The 23,050-nt window shown below is 59.1% G+C and carries 20 protein-coding genes and 1 pseudogene; 8 read left to right on the top strand and 13 right to left on the bottom strand.

Translation table 11 applies throughout. The features are described from left to right. Positions 1 to 82: 82 nt before the first annotated feature. Positions 83 to 1,069: a PoNe immunity protein domain-containing protein gene (locus tag QYH69_RS02390; RefSeq protein WP_308830303.1), complete on the top strand. Its 987-nt coding sequence runs from the start codon at positions 83 to 85 to the stop codon at positions 1,067 to 1,069. Between the two features lie 22 nt (positions 1,070 to 1,091). On the opposite strand, the gene QYH69_RS02395 is transcribed toward QYH69_RS02390, so the two are convergent. The 5 genes from QYH69_RS02395 to QYH69_RS02415 form a co-directional block, all read right to left on the bottom strand. Beyond that, complete coding sequence (locus QYH69_RS02395; protein ID WP_308830304.1) at positions 1,092 to 1,229, bottom strand: hypothetical protein; 138 nt, start codon at positions 1,227 to 1,229, stop codon at positions 1,092 to 1,094. 277 nt (positions 1,230 to 1,506) lie between these two features. Then, the gene (locus QYH69_RS02400; RefSeq protein WP_308830305.1) at positions 1,507 to 2,148 is read right to left on the bottom strand and encodes a riboflavin synthase; all 642 of its coding nucleotides are present in this window, start codon (positions 2,146 to 2,148) and stop codon (positions 1,507 to 1,509) included. 16 nt (positions 2,149 to 2,164) lie between these two features. Further along, positions 2,165 to 3,286 carry a bifunctional diaminohydroxyphosphoribosylaminopyrimidine deaminase/5-amino-6-(5-phosphoribosylamino)uracil reductase RibD gene (gene ribD / locus QYH69_RS02405; RefSeq protein WP_308830306.1) on the bottom strand — a complete coding sequence of 374 codons (1,122 nt, stop codon included), beginning with the start codon at positions 3,284 to 3,286 and terminating at the stop codon, positions 2,165 to 2,167. A gap of 10 nt (positions 3,287 to 3,296) precedes the next feature. Then, positions 3,297 to 4,580, bottom strand: coding sequence for a glutamate-1-semialdehyde 2,1-aminomutase (hemL, locus tag QYH69_RS02410; RefSeq protein WP_308830307.1), 1,284 nt, complete (start codon positions 4,578 to 4,580; stop codon positions 3,297 to 3,299). 275 nt (positions 4,581 to 4,855) lie between these two features. Next, positions 4,856 to 5,332: a hypothetical protein gene (locus QYH69_RS02415; RefSeq protein ID WP_308830308.1), complete on the bottom strand. Its 477-nt coding sequence runs from the start codon at positions 5,330 to 5,332 to the stop codon at positions 4,856 to 4,858. A 258-nt stretch (positions 5,333 to 5,590) separates the two neighbouring features. Here QYH69_RS02415 and QYH69_RS02420 point away from each other — a divergent pair, with 258 nt between their 5' ends. Further along, positions 5,591 to 6,814 carry a Bcr/CflA family multidrug efflux MFS transporter gene (locus QYH69_RS02420; RefSeq protein ID WP_308830309.1) on the top strand — a complete coding sequence of 408 codons (1,224 nt, stop codon included), beginning with the start codon at positions 5,591 to 5,593 and terminating at the stop codon, positions 6,812 to 6,814. A gap of 60 nt (positions 6,815 to 6,874) precedes the next feature. On the opposite strand, the gene QYH69_RS02425 is transcribed toward QYH69_RS02420, so the two are convergent. The 4 genes from QYH69_RS02425 to zwf all read right to left on the bottom strand — a co-directional run bounded on the left by QYH69_RS02425 (position 6,875) and on the right by zwf (position 12,103). Next, positions 6,875 to 7,747 carry an alpha/beta fold hydrolase gene (locus QYH69_RS02425; RefSeq protein ID WP_308830310.1) on the bottom strand — a complete coding sequence of 291 codons (873 nt, stop codon included), beginning with the start codon at positions 7,745 to 7,747 and terminating at the stop codon, positions 6,875 to 6,877. 218 nt (positions 7,748 to 7,965) lie between these two features. Then, a complete protein-coding gene (locus QYH69_RS02430) occupies positions 7,966 to 9,882 on the bottom strand; it encodes a bifunctional transcriptional regulator/glucokinase (protein ID WP_308830311.1) in 1,917 nt (638 codons plus the stop codon). Then, a complete protein-coding gene (pgl, locus tag QYH69_RS02435) occupies positions 9,860 to 10,564 on the bottom strand; it encodes a 6-phosphogluconolactonase (RefSeq protein ID WP_308830312.1) in 705 nt (234 codons plus the stop codon). Before pgl ends, QYH69_RS02430 begins: the two co-directional genes overlap by 23 nt. A 78-nt stretch (positions 10,565 to 10,642) precedes the next feature. Continuing rightward, on the bottom strand, positions 10,643 to 12,103 hold the full coding sequence (gene zwf, locus QYH69_RS02440) for a glucose-6-phosphate dehydrogenase (protein ID WP_308830313.1): 1,461 nt from the start codon (positions 12,101 to 12,103) through the stop codon (positions 10,643 to 10,645). A gap of 550 nt (positions 12,104 to 12,653) precedes the next feature. On the opposite strand from zwf, the gene QYH69_RS02445 reads away from it, so the two are divergent. From QYH69_RS02445 to QYH69_RS02465, 5 genes are all read left to right on the top strand, one after another. Further along, positions 12,654 to 13,901, top strand: a complete 1,248-nt coding sequence (locus QYH69_RS02445; protein ID WP_308830314.1) for an ABC transporter substrate-binding protein — start codon at positions 12,654 to 12,656, stop codon at positions 13,899 to 13,901. A gap of 198 nt (positions 13,902 to 14,099) precedes the next feature. Beyond that, positions 14,100 to 15,041 (top strand): carbohydrate ABC transporter permease, encoded by a 942-nt coding sequence (locus tag QYH69_RS02450; RefSeq protein ID WP_374992328.1) that lies wholly within the window; start codon positions 14,100 to 14,102, stop codon positions 15,039 to 15,041. Continuing rightward, positions 15,031 to 15,888, top strand: a complete 858-nt coding sequence (locus tag QYH69_RS02455; RefSeq protein ID WP_075156140.1) for a carbohydrate ABC transporter permease — start codon at positions 15,031 to 15,033, stop codon at positions 15,886 to 15,888. The genes QYH69_RS02450 and QYH69_RS02455 overlap by 11 nt, the downstream gene beginning before the upstream one ends. Before the next feature lie 33 nt (positions 15,889 to 15,921). Continuing rightward, positions 15,922 to 17,037 (top strand): ABC transporter ATP-binding protein, encoded by a 1,116-nt coding sequence (locus tag QYH69_RS02460; protein WP_075156141.1) that lies wholly within the window; start codon positions 15,922 to 15,924, stop codon positions 17,035 to 17,037. Between the two features lie 85 nt (positions 17,038 to 17,122). After that, positions 17,123 to 17,473, top strand: coding sequence for a hypothetical protein (locus QYH69_RS02465; protein WP_308830315.1), 351 nt, complete (start codon positions 17,123 to 17,125; stop codon positions 17,471 to 17,473). A 15-nt stretch (positions 17,474 to 17,488) separates the two neighbouring features. Here the strand turns inward: QYH69_RS02465 and QYH69_RS02470 are convergent, their stop codons facing one another. The 4 genes and pseudogenes from QYH69_RS02470 to QYH69_RS02485 all read right to left on the bottom strand — a co-directional run bounded on the left by QYH69_RS02470 (position 17,489) and on the right by QYH69_RS02485 (position 19,581). Next, positions 17,489 to 18,109: a trimeric intracellular cation channel family protein gene (locus QYH69_RS02470; protein WP_075156152.1), complete on the bottom strand. Its 621-nt coding sequence runs from the start codon at positions 18,107 to 18,109 to the stop codon at positions 17,489 to 17,491. Positions 18,110 to 18,180: 71 nt separating this feature from the next. Then, positions 18,181 to 18,381: pseudogene (locus QYH69_RS02475) on the bottom strand (Smr/MutS family protein); the annotation flags it as partial. Continuing rightward, the gene (locus tag QYH69_RS02480) at positions 18,345 to 18,548 is read right to left on the bottom strand and encodes an ATP-binding protein (RefSeq protein ID WP_308830316.1); all 204 of its coding nucleotides are present in this window, start codon (positions 18,546 to 18,548) and stop codon (positions 18,345 to 18,347) included. The pseudogene QYH69_RS02475 and the gene QYH69_RS02480, both read right to left, overlap by 37 nt. A gap of 265 nt (positions 18,549 to 18,813) precedes the next feature. Continuing rightward, on the bottom strand, positions 18,814 to 19,581 hold the full coding sequence (locus QYH69_RS02485; RefSeq protein ID WP_308830317.1) for a hypothetical protein: 768 nt from the start codon (positions 19,579 to 19,581) through the stop codon (positions 18,814 to 18,816). A 268-nt stretch (positions 19,582 to 19,849) separates the two neighbouring features. On the opposite strand from QYH69_RS02485, the gene QYH69_RS02490 reads away from it, so the two are divergent. Beyond that, the gene (locus QYH69_RS02490) at positions 19,850 to 22,885 is read left to right on the top strand and encodes a DEAD/DEAH box helicase family protein (protein ID WP_308830318.1); all 3,036 of its coding nucleotides are present in this window, start codon (positions 19,850 to 19,852) and stop codon (positions 22,883 to 22,885) included. Positions 22,886 to 23,050 lie beyond the last annotated feature (165 nt).

A 23,050-nucleotide genomic window follows, 5' to 3' on the forward strand; every position in this document is an offset into this window, starting at 1 on the left:
AGGATGCGGCGGGAAAGCCTGTTACGGTGCCTGTGAATTGAACGGCTCTGATAGGAAACCCACAAAAGGAACAGCTACCAAAATGAGTGAAGCATTCGACAAACTGAGGCGTGAGCCTTTGCTTCCAGAGCATCACTACCGAGAAAAATTGGAGTACAAGGAAGGCCGGTTAGTGAAGCTTGAGCAGATGCTTGCTGCTCCAGAAAAATTCCCTGGACACAAGCGAGGTCTATCTTGGGACAGGGGCACTATTTCGTTAGAAATTCTGATTGCCCGCTATTCAGCCGGTGAAGCCGTGGCTTCACTCAAAGATGACTTGACCCGCTGCATGGAATTGTTCAAGTCCCACTATGAATCATATCCAGACTACGGACGACTGCGCCTTTGGGAGCCTGAGGCCTACCAGTACGTAATGTGGCTGCTATCGCTGGCGGTGCTGCTCGGCCTGAGGGAATGGGTGCCGGTCATCGCGACGTGGATTGGCACTGATTCCGAGGACGGCCAGGACGCGTTGGTGAGCCGCCTGTTTGGCCGCCTGGGCGTTTCCCTGCCGGGTGACTCGCTGATCCACGAGAAGCCGTATGCCGACCTGTTGCGCGCAACAGAAACGCAAGGTGAGGCACAGCAACAGGCAATGGCCGACTACCTGAAGCGCTGGTATGGCGGCATGAAGGATTGCTACTGGTACGACGGCCACAAAAATCTTGGAGTGTTCTTTTTCGGCTATTGGGCCTTTGAGGCCGGGCTGGTGACGCTGCTTTGGAACATCGACGACCGCAGCTATCGCGACATGCGTTTCTATCCGAAGGATCTGTTGCACTTCGCGAGCGAGCAGGTAACGGTCCCGCACGATGAAGTGCAGAAGCCGCATATCTCGCGAAAGACCGGCGAGCGCTGCCCCTACGCGGGCCGCTGGGGCGTGCTCGAATCGCCGGGCGCGTTCGTGCAGGAGCGCATGTTCAAGGAGGGCGACGTGTTCCCCGAAGGCATTGGCCGCGAGCGAATCGAAGGGCCTGTCACGTGGATCGTGATGTCCCGTGAGGACGGCGGACCGACCCGCGAAGCGTGAGCGAATGATCGAGGCTGTTGATTTACTGAGATGGACCCGACGCCCCTTCAGGGAAGCGTGATACTGCTGAAAGGTCTCGTGCGGAGATCACATCGGGAGGTTCATCATCGAAATCGATATTCTCGGCATTGATCAGGTCAAACACATCTTCCAGCTTCATGGCGCTGAGCGCAGCGCGCGCGGTGCATCGATCCAAAGTCGGGCGCGCAGCATTGGTCCGAGAAGGTTTGCAAGCTTCGCCCGCGGATCATTTCATTGCCTTGGAGGCCTGCAGCTGAACGCATCACTGGGCACGCCGCTTTATCTCCATGGGTATCGAGGTTCGCCTGATCAGTGATTCATGGCCGCACTGCGTTCCACGACCGCGCGCGACGTTTATCCGACGCAGCCCTGCGTCAATGCCGTCTGCTAGACAGTCGATTTCGCCGAAAACGCAATCACTTCATCTTCGATGCGTTATGGCCGTCCTCATTCGCTCCGAGCATCCGCTCTACATACCGCGCAATCAAATCAATCTCCAGATTGACCTTAGCGCCTTCCTTAAGATGCTTAAGCGTCGTCACCTGCACGGTATGCGGAATCAGGTTGATCGAAAACTCACACCCATCTTCGCGGTCGCTAACGGAGTTGACCGTCAGGCTCACCCCATTCACTGTAATGGAGCCTTTATACGCGAGATAACGCCCAATCTCCCTGGTCGCAAGCACACGCAACTCATGCGACTCCCCCACAGGCGCAAACCGCGTCACCGTCCCCATCCCATCGACATGCCCCGACACGATATGCCCGCCAAGCCGGTCATGCGCCCTTAACGCCTTCTCAAGATTCACCTCACCGGTCTGCGAAAGCCCCGACGTCAAATTCAAACTCTCGCGCGACACATCGACATCAAACGAATGATCAGTCTTCCCGATCACCGTCATGCAAGCACCCTGAATCGCAATACTGTCGCCGAGCTGCACATCCTCAAGATCGAGCGCACCCGCTTCGACCGTCAACCGCACACCCGCTTCCGGCTCGTGACCAAGCGGCGTGATCGAGGCAATACGGCCGACGGCCGCGACGATTCCTGTAAACATCGTTGACGTTTCCTGTTCAGTGCAAAGGCGGCGGCGGCACAAGCCGCGCAAGAATACGAATGTCAGTGCCGATCCGATCAACCGATTGATACTCGAGCTGCACGCGCTTATCAAGCGATGCCGGCGCAACAAGGTTAAACATGCTCATCGAATCCGAACCAAGCAAACTCGGCGCAAGATAAACGAGCAGTTCATCGACGCACCCTTCACGCAACAGCGAGCCATTGAGCTTGTATCCCGCTTCCACATGCAGCTCGTTCACGCCGCGTTCCGCGAGCTCTTTCAACATAGCCGGCAGATCGACCTTGCCGTTCTCATTCGGCAGCGCCACGATCTCCGCGCCGCGATCGCGCAACGCAGCAGCGCGCGCTTCGAGCCGCTCGTCGAGATGGCCGCAAATAATCAGCGTCGGCGCGCCCGCCAGAATGTGCGCTTCAGGCGGCACGTCGAGCCGGCTGTCGATCAACACGCGCTTTGGCTGGCGCGGCGTATCCACAGCACGCACCGTCATACGCGGGTTATCTTCGCGAATCGTGCCGATGCCGGTCAGAATCGCCGATGCGCGCGCACGCCACGCATGGCCGTCCGCACGCGCAGCCTCGCTGGTGATCCACTGGCTCTCGCCGGAAGGCAAACCGGTGCGCCCGTCGAGCGACGCCGCCACTTTCATGCGCACCCACGGTCGGTTGCGCGTCATGCGCGACACAAAGCCGATATTGAGCTCGCGCGCTTCATTCGCAAGCAACTCGCAGCGCACTTCGATACCGGCATCGCGCAGCATCGACAAACCACGCCCCGACACGAGCGGATTCGGGTCTTCCATCGCCGCGACCACGCGCGCAACCTTCGCTTCGATCAGCGCATTCGCGCACGGCGGCGTGCGGCCGAAATGACTGCACGGTTCGAGCGTCACATAAACAGTGGCACCGCGCAGTTCCTGACCACGCGCGCGCGCATCCTTCATCGCGCGAATTTCCGCATGATCCTGGCCGGCCGGCTGCGTAAAGCCTTCGCCGATCACCGCGCCGTCCTTCACGATCACGCAGCCCACGCGCGGATTCGGATCGGTCGTGTACATGCCGCGCGCCGCAAGCAAAAGCGCGCGCTCCATATGAACGAAATCGGTTTGCGAGAACATCGGTGTCCTGTTACGCGTTCAGCGCTGCAAATGCCTTGCGCGCAATTTCGACGGTCGTGTCAATCACCGCATCGTCGTGTGCGCTCGACACGAACCCCGCCTCATACGCGGACGGCGCAAAGTACACGCCCGCATCGAGCATCTTATGGAAGAACGCATTGAAGCGCGGCACGTCGCAATGCGAAATCTCCGCGAAGCTGCGCGGAATCGCGTCGGTGAAGTAAAGACCGAACATGCCGCCGATCGAATCGGCCGCGAACGGCACCTTCGCCGCGCGCGCTGCCTCGGTCATGCCGCCGACAAGACGCGCGGTCTGCCGCGCGAGCTTGTCGTAGAAGCCGGGCGCCTGAATCAGTTGCAGCGTCTTCAAACCCGCCGCAACCGCGATCGGATTGCCCGACAGCGTGCCCGCCTGGTAGACGCCGCCGAGCGGCGCGAGATGCGCCATGATGTCGCGCCGTCCGCCGAATGCGGCCGCCGGCATGCCGCCGCCGATCACCTTGCCGAGGCACGTGAGGTCCGGCGTAATGCCGTACACCTGCTGCGCGCCGCCGAGCGCGACGCGAAAGCCGCACATCACTTCGTCGAAAATCAGCACCGAGCCGTATTCGCTCGTCAGACGCCGCAGCGCCTGCAGAAACTCCGGCGTGGCGCGTACGAGGTTCATATTGCCCGCCACGGGCTCGACGATCACCGACGCGATCTCGTTGCCGAACGCCGCGAACGCCTCTTCGAGCGCCTCGACGTTGTTGTACTCGAGCACGGTCGTATGTTTCGCGATATCCACGGGCACGCCCGCCGACGTCGGATTGCCGAACGTCAGCAGCCCCGAGCCGGCCTTCACGAGCAGGCTATCCGCATGACCGTGATAGCAGCCCTCGAACTTGACGATGCGGCTGCGGTTCGTAAAGCCGCGCGCCAGACGCAGCGCGCTCATTGTCGCTTCCGTGCCGCTCGAGACCATGCGCACCTGTTCGATCGACGGCATCAGCTTGCAGATTTCCTCGGCGATTTCGATCTCGGCCTCAGTCGGCGCGCCGAACGAAAAGCCGTCGACAAGCACGCGCTGTACCGCTTCGAGCACTTCCGGATGCACGTGGCCAACGATCATCGGCCCCCATGAGCCGATGTAGTCGATATAGCGCTGGCCGTCGGCGTCCCAGAAGTACGGGCCTTGCGCGCGCTCGATAAAGCGCGGCGTGCCGCCGACCGACCGGAACGCGCGCACGGGCGAATTCACGCCGCCGGGGATGGTCTGTTGTGCGCGTTCGAAGAGAGCTTGGTTCCTGGACATGGCTTGGGCCTGCGTAATGTAATTGCAGCGGTAATTGCAGCGGTAGTCCCAGCCGCAGTTCGAGCGGGTAGTGCGGATGCTGCGCGCTGGTGCACAGGGCGCACAACGGCACCCGTGGCGCCGATCAGAGCCGGCGGGCGGCTTGCCTTGTGTTGCGGGCGGGCCGCGGCGGCTGAATGGTCTCGTGAAATTGTACCGGAGTCGCGGCGGATCGGCCCGTGGCCGGATGGCGCGGGGGCCGACGGGGGCGTGCGGAGCAGCGTGCGGCTTGCCGGCTATTTGCGGATTTTTCCGGCGGCGAGCGCCGGCCGGGTTCGCGCGCCTGTCAATTCCTTCCATCGCTTCTCGAGCGCGCCTTCCACCATCGGCTTGATCGACGTGCCCGAACTCTGCGCATCCCACGTCTGCACCGAAAACGGATGCGTGCGCAATGCGTCGCGCGCAATCACCACCTCTTCGCGCGCATCGACGAGCCAGTCGTAGACGAAATCGATACACAACCGATAGCCGCGTTTGCTCGCCGCATCGGGCACCTCATACGGCGCGCGCGTCACATAGCCCGAAGCGAACAGCCCCTTCGGCTCCTGCGCGACGCGATGCACGAACACGCGATCGCCGGGCATGATGCCGCGCGCGACGCCGCAACCCCACACGTCGGCCACCGCTTCGCCCGCCGCGACCCGTTTTGCCATATCGGGCAATTCAGGCCAAGGCCACTTCTTCGGGCTCCAGATCAGCAGAAAGGCGGTCATGACGGTTTCGGTCGACGCGTCGCATCGGTTAAAGCGGGCAGCTTAACCGAAAGCACCGTCGCAGGCCGACCGCGCATTCCCTCGATAACGCCTCGGCTGCAAGCGAAGTGAAATAGCTTTCGACTTCGCGTCGGCTACAATTACGAATCCGCTACATCGTCACTCGCCATTCGTTGCATCCGCATCCAGTTGATACCGGTTTGGCGGACTTGCGGCGAGCCGCCCCCACGCGTCATTTAGCGCTTCACTTGTCATTCAATGTCCCATGCCACGAAAGGCCGGCCTGATTTGCGGCTGATTCTGCTGCTCGGCGCGCTTGCCGCATGCGGTCCGATTTCAATCGACATGTATTTGCCGAGCCTGCCGTCGCTCACGCAGGCGTTCGCCATCAGCGCGAGCGCCGCGCAAACGACGCTGACGAGCTTCATGCTCGGCTTCTCGATCGGCATGCTGCTCTACGGGCCACTCTCCGATTCGCTCGGAAGGCGGCCGGTATTGCTGGGCGGCATCATCATGTACGTGCTGTCGACCATCGCGTGCGCACTGTCGTTCTCGATCGGCTCGCTCGTCGTGTTCCGCTTCGTGCAGGCGTTGGGCGCGGGCGCCGCATCGGTGCTCGCGCGTGCGATTGCGCGCGATGCGCACGAGCCGGCCGAAGCGGCGCGCGTGATGTCGATGATGGCGATCGTGACATCGGTCGGACCATTGCTTGCGCCGCTGATCGGCGGGCAATTGCTGTTGCTCGGCGGCTGGCGCGTCGTGTTTGTCGTATTGACGCTGTTCGGCGCGTTCTGCGCGGTGACCGCGTTCCTGCGCGTGCCGGAAACGTGGCCGCGCGAGAAGCGCGCGAATTCGGCGCTGCTGAAGTCCTTCGCGGCCTACGGGAAGCTGCTGAAAGACCCGGTCGCGTGGGGACATCTGCTATGCGGCGGCATGGCGTTCGCGTCGATGTTCGCCTATATCACCGCCACGCCGTTCGTCTATATCGAGTATTTCCATGTGTCCGCGCAGCATTACGGCTTTCTGTTCGGCCTCAATATCGTCGGCATCATGGGCGGCAATTTTCTCAATACGCGGATGGTCGGGCGGCATGGACCCGTGCGCATCATCATCGTCGCCGCGGCCGTCAGTTGCATTGCGTCGCTGTTTGTCGCACTCGTGTGTCTGACAGGGTGGGGCGGTTTGTGGTCGATCGTGTTCGGATTGTTTTTCGTCGTCGGCATGGTGGGGCTGCTGTCGGCGAACTGTGTGACCGATCTCATGCATCGCTATCCGACCAGCGCGGGCGCGGCGGCGGCGCTGTTCGGCGCGGTGCAGTTCGGGCTCGGCGCGCTCGCGAGTCTTGCAGTCGGCTTGTGGCGCGATGGGTCGCCGCAAGGGATGGGCGTGACGATTGCCGTGTGCGGTCTGCTTTGTTATCTCGGGCGCGTGCTGATCGTGCGCTGGCACGCGCGGCCGGTCGCGGCGGCGACCGCGCGCTGAGGCGCGCGGCCTGGCGGCGTGACTTTCCGCTTCTGCAAAACACACAGCCACGCAACGCGATCAGCTGTCCGCTTCCGACAAGTACGCGATCACGCGCCGATTCACATCGTCGGCCGCTTCGAATTGAGCCCAGTGTCCCGCATTCGCAACCAGGGCGAACCGATGGCGAACACCTTGCGCATGCAACTGATCGGAAAACGCCTGCGGCTCCGCCGCGGTGACATCGTGCGTGCCCCACAGCAGCAGCGGATCGACATCGGCCGTTTTTAGCAGCGGCGCAAGCGAGCTTGCCAGCGACACGTCCTTGCTGCGAAAGCGCGTCTTCAGGCATGCGTCTTCGTAAACAGTCAGCGCGAGCGAATCGGCGTTGGCGGGATCGTGCAGCATGAACGATTTGAGGTTCGCATCGAACATCGCGCGGCGTTCGTCTTCGGCGTGTACTTTTTTCCAGTTCAGCAACTCGCGCTGCTGCCGCCGCTTGCCGCCATGTCCCGCGCTGCCGACCAGCGCGAGTTTGCCCACTGGTCTGCGGCACGCGAGCGTCGACGCGACCACGCCACCGAACGAGAAGCCTGCGAGATCGATTTCAGTCGACGCGCCGATAAGTCCATCGAGCGATTCGAGCGTCGCTGCGAGAAACGTTTCGAAATCGGCGCCTGGCGGCAACGCATCCGAATCGCCGTAACCGGGCAGATCCGGCACCCATACTTCACGCAATGCGCAGAGCGCTTCGACGTTGCGAACCCAATGCGTCCAACTGCCATGTCCGCCGTGCATGAGCACGAGCGGCTTGCCGCTGCCGAATACACGCCACACGATGCGCGCGCCGGATGCGATGCGGTAACGATGATGTGTTGCGCGCGCATCGATGCGCGCGAGCACCGCGCGGCCTTCGGTCAAAGCCGACGCAGGTACGGAAATGAGGTCCGCCATGCTGCAGAAGAGAGTGCGTTATCGATGCCTCAATCGTCTCATACGTTGGGCATCGATGCTGCGAGATGCGCCGACGTGTCGACCAGACTGGATCGCGAAGGCGCTGTGGTCTTTGCCCGCGCCGCGATCGATAACCGCAAGAAAAAAGGCCGGCCTGCGAGAGGTCGGCCTTTTAACGCGGCGGCAGTAACGCTTGCCGCCGTCAGAACCACTTGGCTTTAGTCCTTAGGCGTAGCCGCCGCCCCATGACTCAACCAGTCCAGCACCGCGCTCGTCTCTTCATCCGCACCTTGCCGTGCCTTCGCGACTGCGTCGGTTACTTCCGCTGCGGGCACCGCACGACGAATCGCCACGCCCACCGCGAGAATATCGATCATCAGCAGATGCAGGACGCGCGAAATCATCGAAAGCTGCGATTCGCGAATTTCGATGTGATCGGTTTCGAGCGCAACGGTCGCGCGTTTCGCGAGCGGCGTATTGCTCGACGTAATCGCAATCACCTTCGCACCGGCCTGCATCGCGACGTCGAGCACACGCAGCAACTCGGGCGCACGCCCCGACTTCGACACCGCGACAATCACATCGCCTTTACCAAGCAACGCAGCCGAAGCGGCCTGCATATAGAGGTCGCCATACGCGATGGTCGGAATGCCGAAGCGGAAGAACTTGTAGTGCGCATCCTGCGCGACGATATTCGAATTGCCGAGCCCATAGAACTCGATACGCCGCGCGTTGTTCAGCACATCGATGGCCGCTTCGACATGCTCGAAGTTCAGATGCTCGCGCAACTGCAAAATCGCGGACACCGTGTTGTCGAGCACCTTCGCGCCGAAGTCGGTGGCCGTATCGCCGAGATGCACCTGGCTATGGCTCACCGGAATCGTGCCGGTCAAACCGGTGGCGAGCTTCAGCTTGAAATCGGACAAGCCCTGGCAGCCCAGCGAGCGGCAGAAGCGGATCACGGTCGGCTGACTCACATCGGCCTTGCGCGCGATATCGACAATCGGATCGTTGATGATCGAACGCGGGTGGTTCAACGCGAGATCGGCCACGCGGCGTTCCGCCGGCGTCAGCGCGTCGCGCATCTGGCGAATGCGCTCGAACACGGCCGACGAACTGCCGCCCGTGCGATTCGACAGCTGTTCCGCGAGAATCGCCGAGACGCCGAGAAACGCCGGATATTCGGCGGTAATCACGAAGGTCGGCACGTTCTTCAGATAGTCTTCGAAGCGGCCTTTCGCTTCGAAGCGCTGTCGGAACGACGACTTCGCAAAGAAGTCGCCGAGGCGCGGCACGACGCCGCCGCCGATATAAATACCGCCGAGCGCACCGAGCGTCACCGCGATATTGCCGGCGAACGTGCCGAGAATGCCGCAGAACACATCGAGCGTTTCAGCCGCCAGCGGATCGCCTTCGAGCCCGCGCTTCGAGATTTCCGCCACATCGAGCGTCGACGGCACGCGCTTCTTGTCGCGCGCCGCCAGTGCGCGATAAATGATCTCGATACCAGGCCCTGCGGCTACGCGCTCGAACGACACATGCGACCACTTCTTGCGCGCATATTGCAGCACGAGGTCTTCGCGTTCATCGGACGGTGCAAACGACGCATGGCCGCCTTCGCTGCCTAGCGCGATCCAGCGGTCGTCGGCCGGAATCAAACCCGACACGCCCATCCCCGTACCCGGCCCAAGCAGGCCGATCACGCTATGCGGCCGGCGCGTGCCGCTGCCCACCTGCACGCGCTGCGTATCGGTGAGCCCCGGCAAGGCCATCGCAAGCGCGGTGAAGTCGTTGACGACGAGCAGCGTATCGAAGCCCAACGCGCGACGCGTCGCTTCGATCGAAAAGTGCCAATCATGATTCGTCATCCGAACCTGGTCCCCGTCGACCGGATTCGCGATGGCAACCGCCGCATGATTCACGCGGCCGATCTTCGTATCTTTCAGGTACTTCTTGATGACGTCCGCGATGCCCGGATAGTCGGCACACGGATAAACGTGCACCTGGGAAATTTCCCCCGGCCGGGTTTCGAGCGCGAATCGCGCATTGGTCCCGCCGACATCGGCGAGAAGCCTCGGTCCATCGGCGTGCTGGCCCGCTTGCGGGGCAGCTTTAGTTGGCACACCAGTAGACATCGAGTCTTACCCCCTTGTCGTTTGCGAGCTGAGAAATGGCTTTTTTTTGCAGGGTAGCGGACGCTTCGTTCAGCACGTCCATCTTCTTCGGACCGGCAATCAGTAAAAACAGATGATCGACCTTCTTCAACGCCGACATCGACCAGCTGACGCGCGCATGCGGCGCGCTGCCCGGATGCACGGCAACGAAGTGGTCGGTGGTGGTGATCGCGAAATCCCATTCGGGCGCATCCGCGAAAATCGACGCGGTGTGCCCGTCTTCGCCCATGCCGAGCACGGCGACATTCGGCACGCGCCGTTTCGGATCGCCGTTCAGTTCGGCGACCTGAGCTTCGAGCGTGGTCGACGTATCGACAAGCGGCAGATAACTCGCATTCGCCGCTGCATTCTGCAGCAACGTTTCGTGCACGAGACGCGAGTTGCTCGCGCTGTCGGTATCGGGCACCCAGCGGTCGTCGACGAGCGTCACGTCGACGCGCGACCAGTCGAACGGCTCGTGCGACAGCGTTTGCAGGAATGGACGCGGACTCGTGCCGCCCGACACGGCAAAGGTCACGCGGCCGGCGCTCACGCCGGGCGTGGCGGTCTGGGCGGCAAGCGACGCCTGCAAGGCGTTGCTCACGGCCTGGGCCAAAGCGGCCGATTGCGCCGCCTGGTCGTCGAAAGCATGTAGCTGGATCATGGATTTCTCCTCCGTGCTGCTTTCTTGTTTAGTCTAGGAACAGCGGGAAATATGACATCGGAAATGGCGAACAGTCGATTAATTCTCTTCCTCGAGCCAGCAGGTGTTGTGTTGCGCGAGCATCGCGCTTGCCGCCGCCGGGCCCCAGGTGCCCGACGCATAAGGCTTCGGCTTCGTGCCCGACGCGGCCCATTCGTTGAGAATCGGCTCGACCCAGCGCCATGCGGCTTCCTGCTCGTCGCGACGCACAAACAGCGCAAGCCGGCCGTTGATCACATCGAGCAATAGCCGCTGATACGCTTCCATCTGACCTTCGCGGAAGAACTGATCGAACGCGAGGTCGAGGTGCACGCTCGACAGGTTCATCCCTTCGCCGGGCTTCTTCGCGAGGCAGTACAAGCGGATCGTTTCGTTCGGCTGCAAGCGGATCACCAGACGGTTGGCGCCGGCGCGCAAGGCGTTCGCGCCAAGCGCCGAATGCGGCACCGCGCGGAAGTTGACGACAATCTCCGCAATCCGGTCGGCCAGACGCTTGCCCGTGCGCAGGAAGAACGGCACGCCGGCCCAGCGCCAGTTTTCGATTTCCGCTTTGACCGCCACGAACGTTTCGGTCGTGCTGTCGGGCCGCACGCCCGATTCGTTCGCATAGGCCGGCACCGACGCGCCGCGAATCACACCGGCGTGATATTGGCCGCGCACGGCCACGCGGCTGATATCGCGCGGATCGATCGGCTTCAATGCGCGCAGCACGCGCAGCTTTTCGTCGCGGACCGAATCCGAATCCATCGAATGCGGCGGCTCCATCGCGACAATCGAAAGCAGCTGCAGCAAATGGTTTTGCACCATGTCGCGCAAGGCGCCCGTATTGTCGTAGAAATCGCCGCGCGCTTCCACGCCGAGTTCTTCGGCAATCGTGATCTGAATGCTCTCGACCCATTCGCGGCGCCATAGCGGCTCGAACAGCGCATTGCCGAAACGCAAGGCAAGCAGGTTCTGCACGGGCTCTTTACCCAGATAGTGGTCGATCCGGTAAATCTGCTCTTCGGCAAACATTTCGCCGACCGCATCGTTGATCGCATTCGACGAACGCAGGTCGTAGCCCAACGGCTTCTCGAGCACGATGCGCGAATTCTCGTTAAGCCCGACCGATGCAAGCGCGCGACAGATCGGCACGAAAAGCGAAGGGCCTGTTGCCAGATAGAACACGCGAATACCGGGCAGATTCGAAATCGCATCGCGCAGCAGGACGAAGTCTTCGGCTTTGCCGAGGTCGATGGCGACGAACTCGATACGATCGAGGAACGTGCGCCACGCGTCTTCCGTGAACTGCGCGTTAGCCACATGGGCGCGCACGTGCTCGTTGACCCATTGCAGATACTGCTCGCGGCCGTCGATATGACGCGCCACCGCATAGATCTTGCCGCCCGGAGCCAGCATGCCTGCGCGATGCGCTTCGTACAGCGCGGGCAGGATCTTGCGCATCGATAGATCGCCGGTGCCGCCGAACAGCACGAAAGTAAAGCTGGAATCCGTTTGCATGTGTCTCCGCGATGCCTTTGGAAGGCGCTGAAAGCAGGCCGTAGTGCGATAAAATTTTTTTTGACACTGAATTGTAGTTTAACTACAATCCAAATCAAGAGGTAGCGTGAATTCGATGAAAAAAGCGTGCGGGGCCTGCGGGAATGCGCGTTTTCACCGAGTCAAGAAAGCTTCCCGGCATGTTATCGACAAATGCGTTTTGATGCGGCGCCCACGCTAGGCGTGTGCGGCATCAAGGGCTTTAACGAAGGGCGTGCGGGGGAGTGAAAAGCGCCTCGAGTCTGCAACGCGCGACGCGGGCAGGCACAAAAGCAAAAGAGGAGACGTTCTGTGCATTCCGAGTCACTCATCTCTTGAGCATCCGCGGCCGGACTTCGGCTAGCAGGCGCACGCCAGGCAGCGAAGCGCTTGTCGATGCCTGTTCGTCACGCTGTGTTCCCGCAGTGTTCACGCAGTGTTCGGGTTGTTTGCGTGTTTGATTCGACCATAACCGCTCCCTGTCCAGCAGGGGCTCAACGTGTTTAAGTCAGGTGTCTGGAGGAGATAAGCAATGAAATTCCGTGCGATCATGGGCGCCCTGTGCGCCGCAGGTCTGATGTGTGGCGTCGCTGCGGCACAAGCGGCCGAGCAGGTCGAGGTGTTGCACTGGTGGACGTCGGGCGGCGAATCGAAGGCCATCGGCGTGCTGAAGGATGATCTGCAGAAGCAGGGTTACGTCTGGAAGGACTTCGCCGTGGCCGGCGGCGCCGGCGCCGCGGCCATGACCGCACTGAAGACCCAGGTGATCGCGGGCAACGCGCCGAGCGCGGCTCAGATCAAGGGTCCGCTGATTCAGGACTGGGCATCGCAAGGCGTGCTCGTCAATATCGACTCCGTCGCCGGCGACTGGAAGAAAGAGCTCCCGCCCGAAATCGACAAGATCATGCATGCGGACGGTCACTATGTGGCCGCGCCGTTCTCGGTGCACCGCGTCAACTGGCTGTACATCAACAAGGCCGCGCTCGACAAGGCAGGCGGCAAGGTGCCGACCACGTGGCCTGAGTTCTTCGCGGTGGCCGACAAGATGAAGGCCGCGGGCATCCAGCCGATCGCAATGGGCGGCCAGCCGTGGCAAGACCTGACGCTGTGGGAAGACGTCGTGCTGTCGCAAGGCGCGGACTTCTACAAGAAGGCGCTCGTCGACCTCGACCAGAAGACGCTGACGTCGCCGCAAATGGTTCAGGTGTTCGACACGGTCCGCAAGATCCAGGGCTATTTCGACAGCGGCCGCACGGGTCGCGACTGGAACCTCGCCACGGCGATGGTGATCAACGGCAAGGCCGGCATGCAGTTCATGGGCGACTGGGCGAAGGGCGAGTTCGCGAACGCGAACAAGAAGTCGGGCACGGACTATATCTGCGCACCGGTGCCGGGTACGGACAAGGGCTACACGTTCAACGTCGACTCGTTCGTGTTCTTCCAGCAGAAGGGTCAATCGGCTGCCACGCCGGGTCAGCTCGCCCTCGCGAAGACGATCATGAGCCCGGCGTTCCAGGAGCAGTTCAGCCTGTACAAGGGGTCGATCCCGGTTCGCCTTGGCGTGTCGATGGCCAAGTTCGACGATTGCGCGAAGAAGTCGTACGCCGATGAACAGACTGCGATCAAGGCAGGCGGCTATGTGCCGTCGCTCGCTCACGGCATGGCTCAGCCCGATGCAACGGCCGGTGCGATCAGCGACGTCGTGACGAAGTTCATGAACTCGCAGGAAGACTCGAAGAGCGCGGTCGAAGCGCTCGCGAAAGCAGCGAAGACCAAGTAATTCGCGCTGCACGCACTACAGTAGTGATATGCAGTAGCAGGATGCCCGGAGCGTGCTTGTGCTTGCCGCATAAGCGCGCTTCGGGCCAAGACGGTTCGACGACAGTCGCGCCCTCGGCCGCATCGATGGGCCGCACTTTTCCGGATTTTCCGACGAAAAGCGCGCCGGCCCTCGCGGCATAGTTCCAGGAGTCGAGTTGTGACTGCTTCTATTAGCGGAAACGCAAAGCGCACGGTTTCCGTGCCGAGCCGCACGTCGCCGATGGCGGCACTCGCCGACCGCTGGATTCCGAAGCTGGTGTTGTCGCCCAGCATCGTGATCAGTCTGGTCTTCGTCTATGGCTTTATTCTTATTACCGGTTATCTGTCGCTGTCGAATTCGCGACTGTTGCCGCGTTACGACTTCGCCGGTTTAGCGCGTTACCGCGAGCTGTTCGACAACGACGTTTTCTGGACGTCGGCAAAAAATCTCGGCTGGTTCGGCATTCCGTTCATTGCGATTTGCATTGGCCTGGGCCTGTTCCTTGCGATTCTGCTCGACCAGCGCATTCGCAACGAAGGCGCATTGCGCGCGGTGTTTCTGTATCCGATGGCGCTGTCGTTCATCGTGACCGGTACCGCGTGGCAGTGGATTCTGAATCCGGACCTCGGCTTTCAAAAGGTGCTCAACGACTGGGGCTGGACGAGCTTTACGTTCGGCTGGCTCGGCGATCCGGATAAAGCCATTTTCTGTATCGTGATCGCGGCCGTATGGCAATCCACGGGATTTGTGATGGCGTTGTTCCTCGCCGGTTTGCGCGGCGTGGACAGCGAAATCTTCAAGGCCGCGCAAGTGGACGGCGCAACGCTGCCGACCATCTATCGCAAGATCGTGATTCCGAGCATGCGGCCCGTGTTTTTCTCGGTGCTGCTCATTCTGTGTCACATCACGATCAAGACCTTCGACCTCGTCGTCGCGTTGACGGCGGGCGGGCCGGGCACGTCGTCGAATCTGCCGGCCATGTTCATGTACACGTTTTCGTTTAACCGCGGGCAATTGGGAGTGGGAGCGGCATCGTCGATGATGATGCTGGCGACGGTGGTCGCCGTGCTGGTGCCGCTGATGTATCTGGAATCGCGAGGTACCCGCAATGCAGCCTAAGATGAACCTCAACCGTGCGGTCATTTACGCGGTGCTGATTCTGTTTGCGCTTTACTTCCTGTTTCCGCTGTACGTGATGCTGTCCACGTCGTTCAAGGACATCGATCAGCTGCGTCACGGCAATCTGCTGACGCCGCCGACGAACTGGACCTTTGCGCCGTGGATCAAGGCGTGGGCTCATGCGTGTACCGGCGTGCGATGCGACGGCATGGAGCCGTTCTTCATGAACTCGGTGCGCATGGTGATTCCGGCCGTGCTGATCTCGTCGATTATCGGCGCGTTCAACGGTTACGTGCTCACGCACTGGCGCTTCCGCGGCGCGGACGCGATTTTCACGATGCTGCTGGTCGGCTGCTTTATTCCGTTCCAGGCGATTCTGCTTCCGATGGCGCGCGTCGAAGGCTTCTTCGGTCTTTCGAATACGACGACGGGCCTCGTGGTGGTGCACGTGATCTACGGCATTGCGTTCACGACGATGTTCTTCCGCAACTTCTACGTGAGCATCCCGGCGGAGCTCGTGAAGGCGGCGCGCATCGACGGCGCGGGTTTCTTCATGATCTTCACGAAGATTCTGCTGCCGGTGTCGCTGCCGATTTTCATGGTGTGTCTGATCTGGCAATTCACGCAGATCTGGAATGACTTCCTGTTCGGTATTGTGTTTTCGGGCGTCGATTCGATGCCGATCACGGTGGCGCTGAACAACCTCGTCAATACGTCGACCGGCGTGAAGGAATACAACGTCGACATGGCAGGCGCGATTATCGCGGCGCTGCCGACGCTGCTGGTCTATGTGATCGCCGGCCGCTATTTCGTGCGCGGCCTGACGGCGGGCGCGGTGAAGGGTTAATCGAGCAGGTTAAGAGACTAGAGGATTCACAGCATGGCAAGCCTTTCCATCCGTGACGTGTACAAGACCTACCCGAACGGGGTGCCGGTCTTGAAGGGTGTCAATATCGACATCGAAGATGGTCAGTTCCTGATCCTGGTGGGCGGATCGGGTTGCGGGAAGTCGACGCTGCTCAATATGATTGCCGGGCTCGAGACCGTGACCAAGGGCGAGATTCAGATTGATGGCAAGACTGTCAATAATCTGTCGCCGAAGGATCGCGATATCGCGATGGTGTTCCAGTCGTATGCGTTGTATCCGTCGATGACGGTGCGCGACAACATTTCGTTCGGCCTCAATATCCGCAAGGTGCCGAAGGGCGAGCAGACGCAGATTGTCGATCGCGTGTCGAATATGCTGCAAATCCAGCATTTGCTCGATCGCAAGCCGGGGCAACTGTCGGGCGGCCAGCGTCAGCGTGTGGCGATGGGCCGTGCGTTGGCGCGCGACCCGGTGATGTTCCTGTTCGACGAGCCGCTGTCGAACCTCGACGCGAAGCTGCGCATCGAGATGCGCTCGGAAATCAAGCTGCTGCATCAGCGCCTTGGCACGACGATCGTGTATGTGACGCACGATCAGATCGAGGCGATGACGCTTGGCGACCGCATTGCGGTGATGAAGGACGGCATTGTGCAGCAGTTCGGCGCGCCGCAGGACATTTATGACTCGCCGTCCAATCTTTTCGTGGCCGGCTTTATCGGTGCGCCGCCGATGAACTTTATTCAAGGCAAGGTGGTGGAGCAGGGTTCCGGCGTCGGCATGGAACTCGACACGGGCGTGAAGAAAACGGTGCTGAACCTGCCGTTCGACGGCAAGGTGAAGTCGCATATCGGCAAGGAAGTCATTCTGGGCTTGCGGCCTGAGCGGATTACCGATCCGCGCCATGCGCACGATGCGGAAGGCGGCAAGCTGCAGCAGGTCGAGGTGAGGGTGGACGTGATCGAGCCGACCGGGCCCGATACGCTGGTGTTCGCGCAGGTGAACGGCAAGCGGATTGTGAGCCGCGTGCACCCGGGCGCGAATCCGCAGCCGGACCAGAATATGTCGCTGCTGTTCGACGTGTCGAAGGCCGTGCTGTTCGATCCGGCGACCGAAGAACGGATTGCCTAAGGATTTTTGACGACGGACTATGCCAAGGCCCTAGGCGTGCGATGACGCTAGGGCCTTTTTTGATGAGCTTTTAGGAGACTGCATCATGACGTCCGATTCTTCTACTCCCAAAAAGCCGCTATCGCAGAAGCGCGTCGATCTGCTTGGCGCGCTGCTGCAGGAAGCGCTGGTCACGGGGCGGCGACATCAGCGCCAGTTCTCGCAACTCGCGGCGCTGGCGCGTGCGATTGAAAGTCCGGAGACACCGGCGGTGGATCGGGTTCGGCTGCTTGCGCTGTTAGGGCAGGTGGCGGCCGATGCCGAGGCGCAGTCGCAACTCGATCTGGATATGTTCGAGAATTTGCTCGGCGGGCGCGTGATGAAGCGGCAGGCGCAGCAGGAGGCGCATCACGGTAAGGATGTGTTTGTGGTGGCGGCGAATGGTACTAGGCATTAGCCGCGTTGCAATGCGCTAATGCGGTAGGCGGATGTCGAATTTGAAGGTGACGAGCCGCGCGATCAGGATGAACATGGTCGCGATCAGCACGCTGTAGACGTTGTCGAAGTTGATGTGATCGAGAAATACATAAAGCAGGCAGCCCGCGAAGGCGCAGGTTGCGTACGGGCGGGAGTCGCGCAGAATGAGCGGGACTTCGTTGCAGAGCACGTCGCGGATCACGCCGCCGAAGACGCCGGTGGTGACGCCCATCATCGCGGCGGTGAAGCCGGGGAGTTGGGCGTCTAACGCGAGCGACGTGCCCGAGACGCTGAAGAGGCCGAGGCCGATGGCGTCGGCAACCAGCAGGACGCGCTCTGAGAACAGGCCCGAGGCGGCCTTGAGCAACATCGGCGCGAAGAACGACACGACGAAAAGCGCGATGACATAGTCCTCATGCTGGACCCAGTAGAACGGGCGATGCTCGAGCAGGATGTCTCGTACGGTGCCGCCGCCGAACGCGGTGGCCATGGCAACCAGAAATGTACCGATTGGATCGAGGCGGCGCGCGCGGGCTTCGATAAAACCCGAGATGGCGTACGCGAGGATGCCGATTGCCTCCATGACGGCAAGGGCTAGGGTTAGGCGCGGGTGTATTTTGGTTTGTGCGTTTTGCTTTGTTGCTTTCGCTTTATTCGGGCTTCGTTCAGGCCTCGTTCAGGCCTCGTTCAGGCTTTGGTCTGGTTTGTTGGTGCGCCCGGTTGCAGCAGGACGAGGACGGCGCCTGCGCCACCATCGTGCGGTCGGGCGTGGCAGAAGGCTATCACTTCTTCCTTTTGTACGAGCCAGGCGCGGACTTTGCCTTTTAGGACGGGCTCTTTGCCGATTGAGCCTAAGCCCTTGCCGTGGATGACTCTGAGGCAGCAGAGAACTGGACATTGCGCCTAGCTCCCAAGCATAAGTCGACCGCGTCCAGCACAGTGGACTTGCCGCTGTCGCCGGGGCCTATCAGGCAATTGATGCCGGGCGCCGGACACCAATCCATTCGCTGAATGCCACGGAAGTTCAAAATCTCGATTTTTCTGATTCTTGTCACCCGTGGTCTCTTGAAAGGGCATCGCTTCGCAGCCCCATTTTCTGGAAGCGCTGTTCGCGGTTCAGTAAGTCAAACCCTAGGTGGCCGCTTTCGTCAAAGGTGCCAGCAATCCACTCTGTCATCCTCACGGAGTCGAATTGCATGACGGAACTTGGCGACACTTTGGTTTCATTTGCCACGCCTGGACATACGACTGAGCGGAACTTTAGTGGCGGCAAAAAACATCGTGTTCTCAACGAATTTGGGCAAGCATTTGCTACAAATATTAGCGAGACTCTTTTCTTCTTGCCATAAACTCGATCAAATCCTTAACAGCGCCGTCGGCTGCGGCGTCCGTATCGAGTTCACTTGCTCTAATGCGACGAACTTCCACGCCCTCGTAAGTGAGCGGAACCAATCGCTTATCGGCCTCCGCGGGCAGTTCGCGATGGTACGTATCACCATCGACTTCGACCACGAAGGTGAGTCCCTTGTAGACAACAATGAAATCAGGCTCAAGGCGGTTGTACGCCTTTCCTATGCGAACGAAGACGGGAAGTGGCGAAACCGCGAGTTTGGCGCGCGTTAATGCTTCGAATAGTGTGATCTCCGATCTGGAACGAAACAGAAGTCCCCTGTGTTGCTTAGATGCAATATTGTCGCTTCTGACTCGACCTTGATTCGTAACTCCTTCACCCTTGATAAAGCGAATTGCTTCATCTCGCCAATTCGCCGTCGCTTCTTCCACCCTCGGACTAGTAACCGCTGACTCCAAAAAATGCAACGGCGAGAAGTTGAAGAATGGTCTCGCAACTGCCATGATGGCCGCTTCCGTTGCAGTTCGCTCATCCTCACTCATTGCATAAAAAAGCTGGACGGGTAGTGCGACAAACAAACGCCAGCCAAACATATCGAAGTCTGAATCCCAAAGTACCGCGCGGCAATTGCCTTCAACCAGCGCCGCTATCGCTCTAGCGTCACCTGTCGCTTTGAGAGCTTCGACGAGAGATGCAACGAAATCGTCGATAGCGAATGGAAATGATTCATTTGGCATAAGGTCCGCATCTTCTGTGAGCAGAAGTTTTCATAGTTAGGACGCTTTTTAGGCAGAGATCATCGAATGCATTTGGCTGCGGTATTGTAGACTTGCCACCAGCTTCTGTGCGCATGTTTCCTGGTCCATCGGGCGAACGTCACCCGGCTAGATCCCTGATCGCTCGTATTCAAATTTTCTCCAAGCTACGTCTCGATTAGCCAAAGTTTCTAATTCTAATGCACCAACTGCAATATCTTCGCCTCATGTCGAATAATTCGGGGATGAAATGAGATTTCAGGGCTTCGCGGTAGACCAGGGTTTGTGGGACGCTTTGCGGGACGGACAGCAAGAAAGTATCAAGACGGCGCTAGCGTTCTTGAGAGGCCGAGAAACAGCAAAGTCATGTCTTATTAGCCTGCCGACTGGTGCGGGAAAAACGGGAGTAATTACTGTCGTATCACATCTTGCGGCCCAGCGACGAGTTCTCGTAATAAGTCATCGTCGTGCTGTCAAGGACCAGCTCTTCAATGAGATCAACGGTCGCTTTTTTGGCAGAGTCGCCCCCGGGAGGCAGCTACAAAAGAAGACTGTGGACCACTTTACCGAGCCCGCTTTGAAGCCCGGAATCTATGTCACCACTTTCCAAAGGCTATCCAGCCTACCGCGAGAAGAGCTCGAAGTCGTAAAGCAAAACGTTGATCTATTGATTGTCGATGAAGGCCATTCCGAACCATCGCCCATGTGGAGTCAAGTGGCGCGCGGTCTGAATGCGAAAAAAATTGTAGTCACGGCGACACCCTATCGGAACGACTTGTTCGCGTTCGACATCGACCCTGAGTACAGTTATGTTTATACGTTTTCGCAAGCCACGAGGCACCGGGTCCTCGAGGATCCGGAATTCGAGAGGATAGGTGTTGATCAGCTCGTCAGCCGGGTCGGGAAGGCAATCGAGAGCTATCCGAAAGCGAAGTGCATCGTCAAGTGCAGACGTTTTGCTGATATTGAACACTATTTTTCTCTGTTTTCTCGCACCTTCAAGACTGTTGCTATTCACGATCAGTTCGCGGGCAAGACGTCGAATGAAAATCGCGTCTCTGTTCCAGCTGATCTAAGTGATTCGGACTGGCAGGTTATCGTGCACCAGCACAAGCTTGACGAAGGCGTCGATATACCGCAAGCAAAAGTGCTTATTCTGACCTACGAAGTAGGTAGTGGGCGCGAACTAGTCCAAGCGGTCGGTCGCGTCGTTCGCAAATTCGAAAGCTATCCGGCGCTCGTCTTGGAGTGCGGTAGCGAAGCAAACAGATTAATGTGGCTAAACTTCCGCGAGTTCGATACGTATCTCGCGTCTCCCGAAAAGCGGGACGCCTTCCTTAGGTCGCTCGACACTGCGGCTTTACTGAAGAATTATCTTGATGGATTCCCCGAAGTCAGCTACTTCGAGTCCTCTTTCCGGAGGAAGTTTGACCTTCATTCAATTGACGTTAAGAGTTCTCTAAAGATTCCGCTAGTCTCGGTCTGCTTTATACGAAAGTCTGAAGGATTTAGTTTGGCAGCAACAACTGACCGACTTATGTGGGATTCAGACCGCCATGGTGAGCTTGTCGATGTCCGACATGACCAGTACGGGATGAATGTAATTCTCGCTGTTTGCTTTAAAAATTCGAGATTTCTCGATGAGCATTTATTTTTTGAGCCATCCCTCGAAGTAACAATTTTAAGGGAGTTCGATAATTTCGTCGCCGTATTCGATAGTCGCAGCCGTGACTTCACGGGCGTCGCCGATTACAGGTTAGGTTCTGCGATAAGCGTAAATTCTCTACTTACGCTCGCTGCGCGTGCGCATATCACCCGAACCAAAGAGGCACACGCGGCAGCAATATCCACAAGCACACGAAGGCCGGAACGAACTTCGATCAGCGGTCGTAATCTTGAGAGCATAGGATCCGGTCAAGGCAATTCGGCTTATGCATTGACGACTGTAAAAGTAGACAACATAGACGAAGAAGGCGAGCGACAGAGCGGATACTATCTAGGCGTCGGATCCGGTCGCGTCTCTGATCAGATGAAGAGGAATTTTTCTCTCGAAGAACTTGATTATTGGATGCAGGATGTTGCCACAGTGATTGAGGAGCCGCCCGAAAACCGAAGTGTGTTACTAGGCTCATATGCTAAGCCAATCCATCAACAACCAACGATACCGCCGGCGAGCGCGATTATTGATCTTTCCAGCCTCAATGCGCCTTTACGTCTGCGATGGAATAACAGGAACACTGTTATCGAAAATACTTTCAAATACGCTGAATATAACGACGGGTTCGCTTTTGTGGATGGGTTCCCGGATTTAAAATTTGGCTTAGACTATGACGAGGAAGGCCGAGCGTTACTCATCAGCGACGAAGACGTGCGTTATTTTTCGGGCGACGTCGAAGCTGTAGGATCATTCTTGGATCTTATTAGCAGAGCGAGCCTGAAGGTGCTTTATCCAGACGGAACCTCATATTTCGACGGAAGCTTCTATCAAGTAACGCTTCCGTCCGATACTGGGTTCGAGCTGGATCAGTCAAAGCTAAGTGGCGCGATTATCGGGGTGCAAGAGCTGTTGAGTCGAGGTCTCACCGAAAAAGACGAAGATGCAACGACAGCGGACGAATTCGGTGAGAACTCAGTTTTTTCTCTAATCGATAAGCTAAAAGCTGTCGCCAATCCGAATGCGAAGGTAGCTGACCATGGGCCATTCTTTCCATACATTGCTGACCTAGATCTCATGCTCTGCACCGACATGGGAACGGAGCCGGCCGACTTTATCTTGTCATCACCAACGAAGCTTGTATTTGCCCATGTCAAATGCGGGACATCCGGGCAGCGCCCTCGTTCGCCTGCGGGAGCATTGGCCGAAGTTGGAAGTCAGGCGATAAAGAACATTGAAATGCTGACATCAACGAACCGAAACCTGAAGCCAGGAAATTGGCCACGCATGCCTGACCCTTGGCCAACGCCTACTTCTGGTCGAACCCTCCTTGAGCGTATACGGATAGTGAACGGGCGACGCTTGCAAAATCCCGGCAACGATGAGCAGATCCGGATGCAATCACTTCGTGAGGCGTGGAGTACGATCGCCGATCGACGCGTAGCGCCCTCGGTCAGCAAGGAAATTTGGATAATCGTTGGCAATTCGTTCTCGAGGCGGAACTTTGAGCGGCAAATGCGCCGTGGCAACGATGCGTCGAGCGAGTCCCTTCAGGCGTTTCAGCTAATCGACAGTTGGCAATCAACCGCCGCTAACAACGATGTAGCGCTTAAGATCTTCGTTTCCACGTAGTGACTCGTCCAAACAGAATCAGCGTACCGCCACACACTATGCTGTTGTTGCTGATAAGACGATTGATGGGTGGTGCCTCATTCATAAGTGGATTTGCCCCCGTACTTCCGGACACCGTCTCACACTTGAGTTGATGAATCCGTCCTGCGCCTGAACTCGCGAGGT

It is taken from the genome of Paraburkholderia sp. SARCC-3016 (genome assembly GCF_031119615.1).
Lineage (GTDB): Bacteria > Pseudomonadota > Gammaproteobacteria > Burkholderiales > Burkholderiaceae > Paraburkholderia.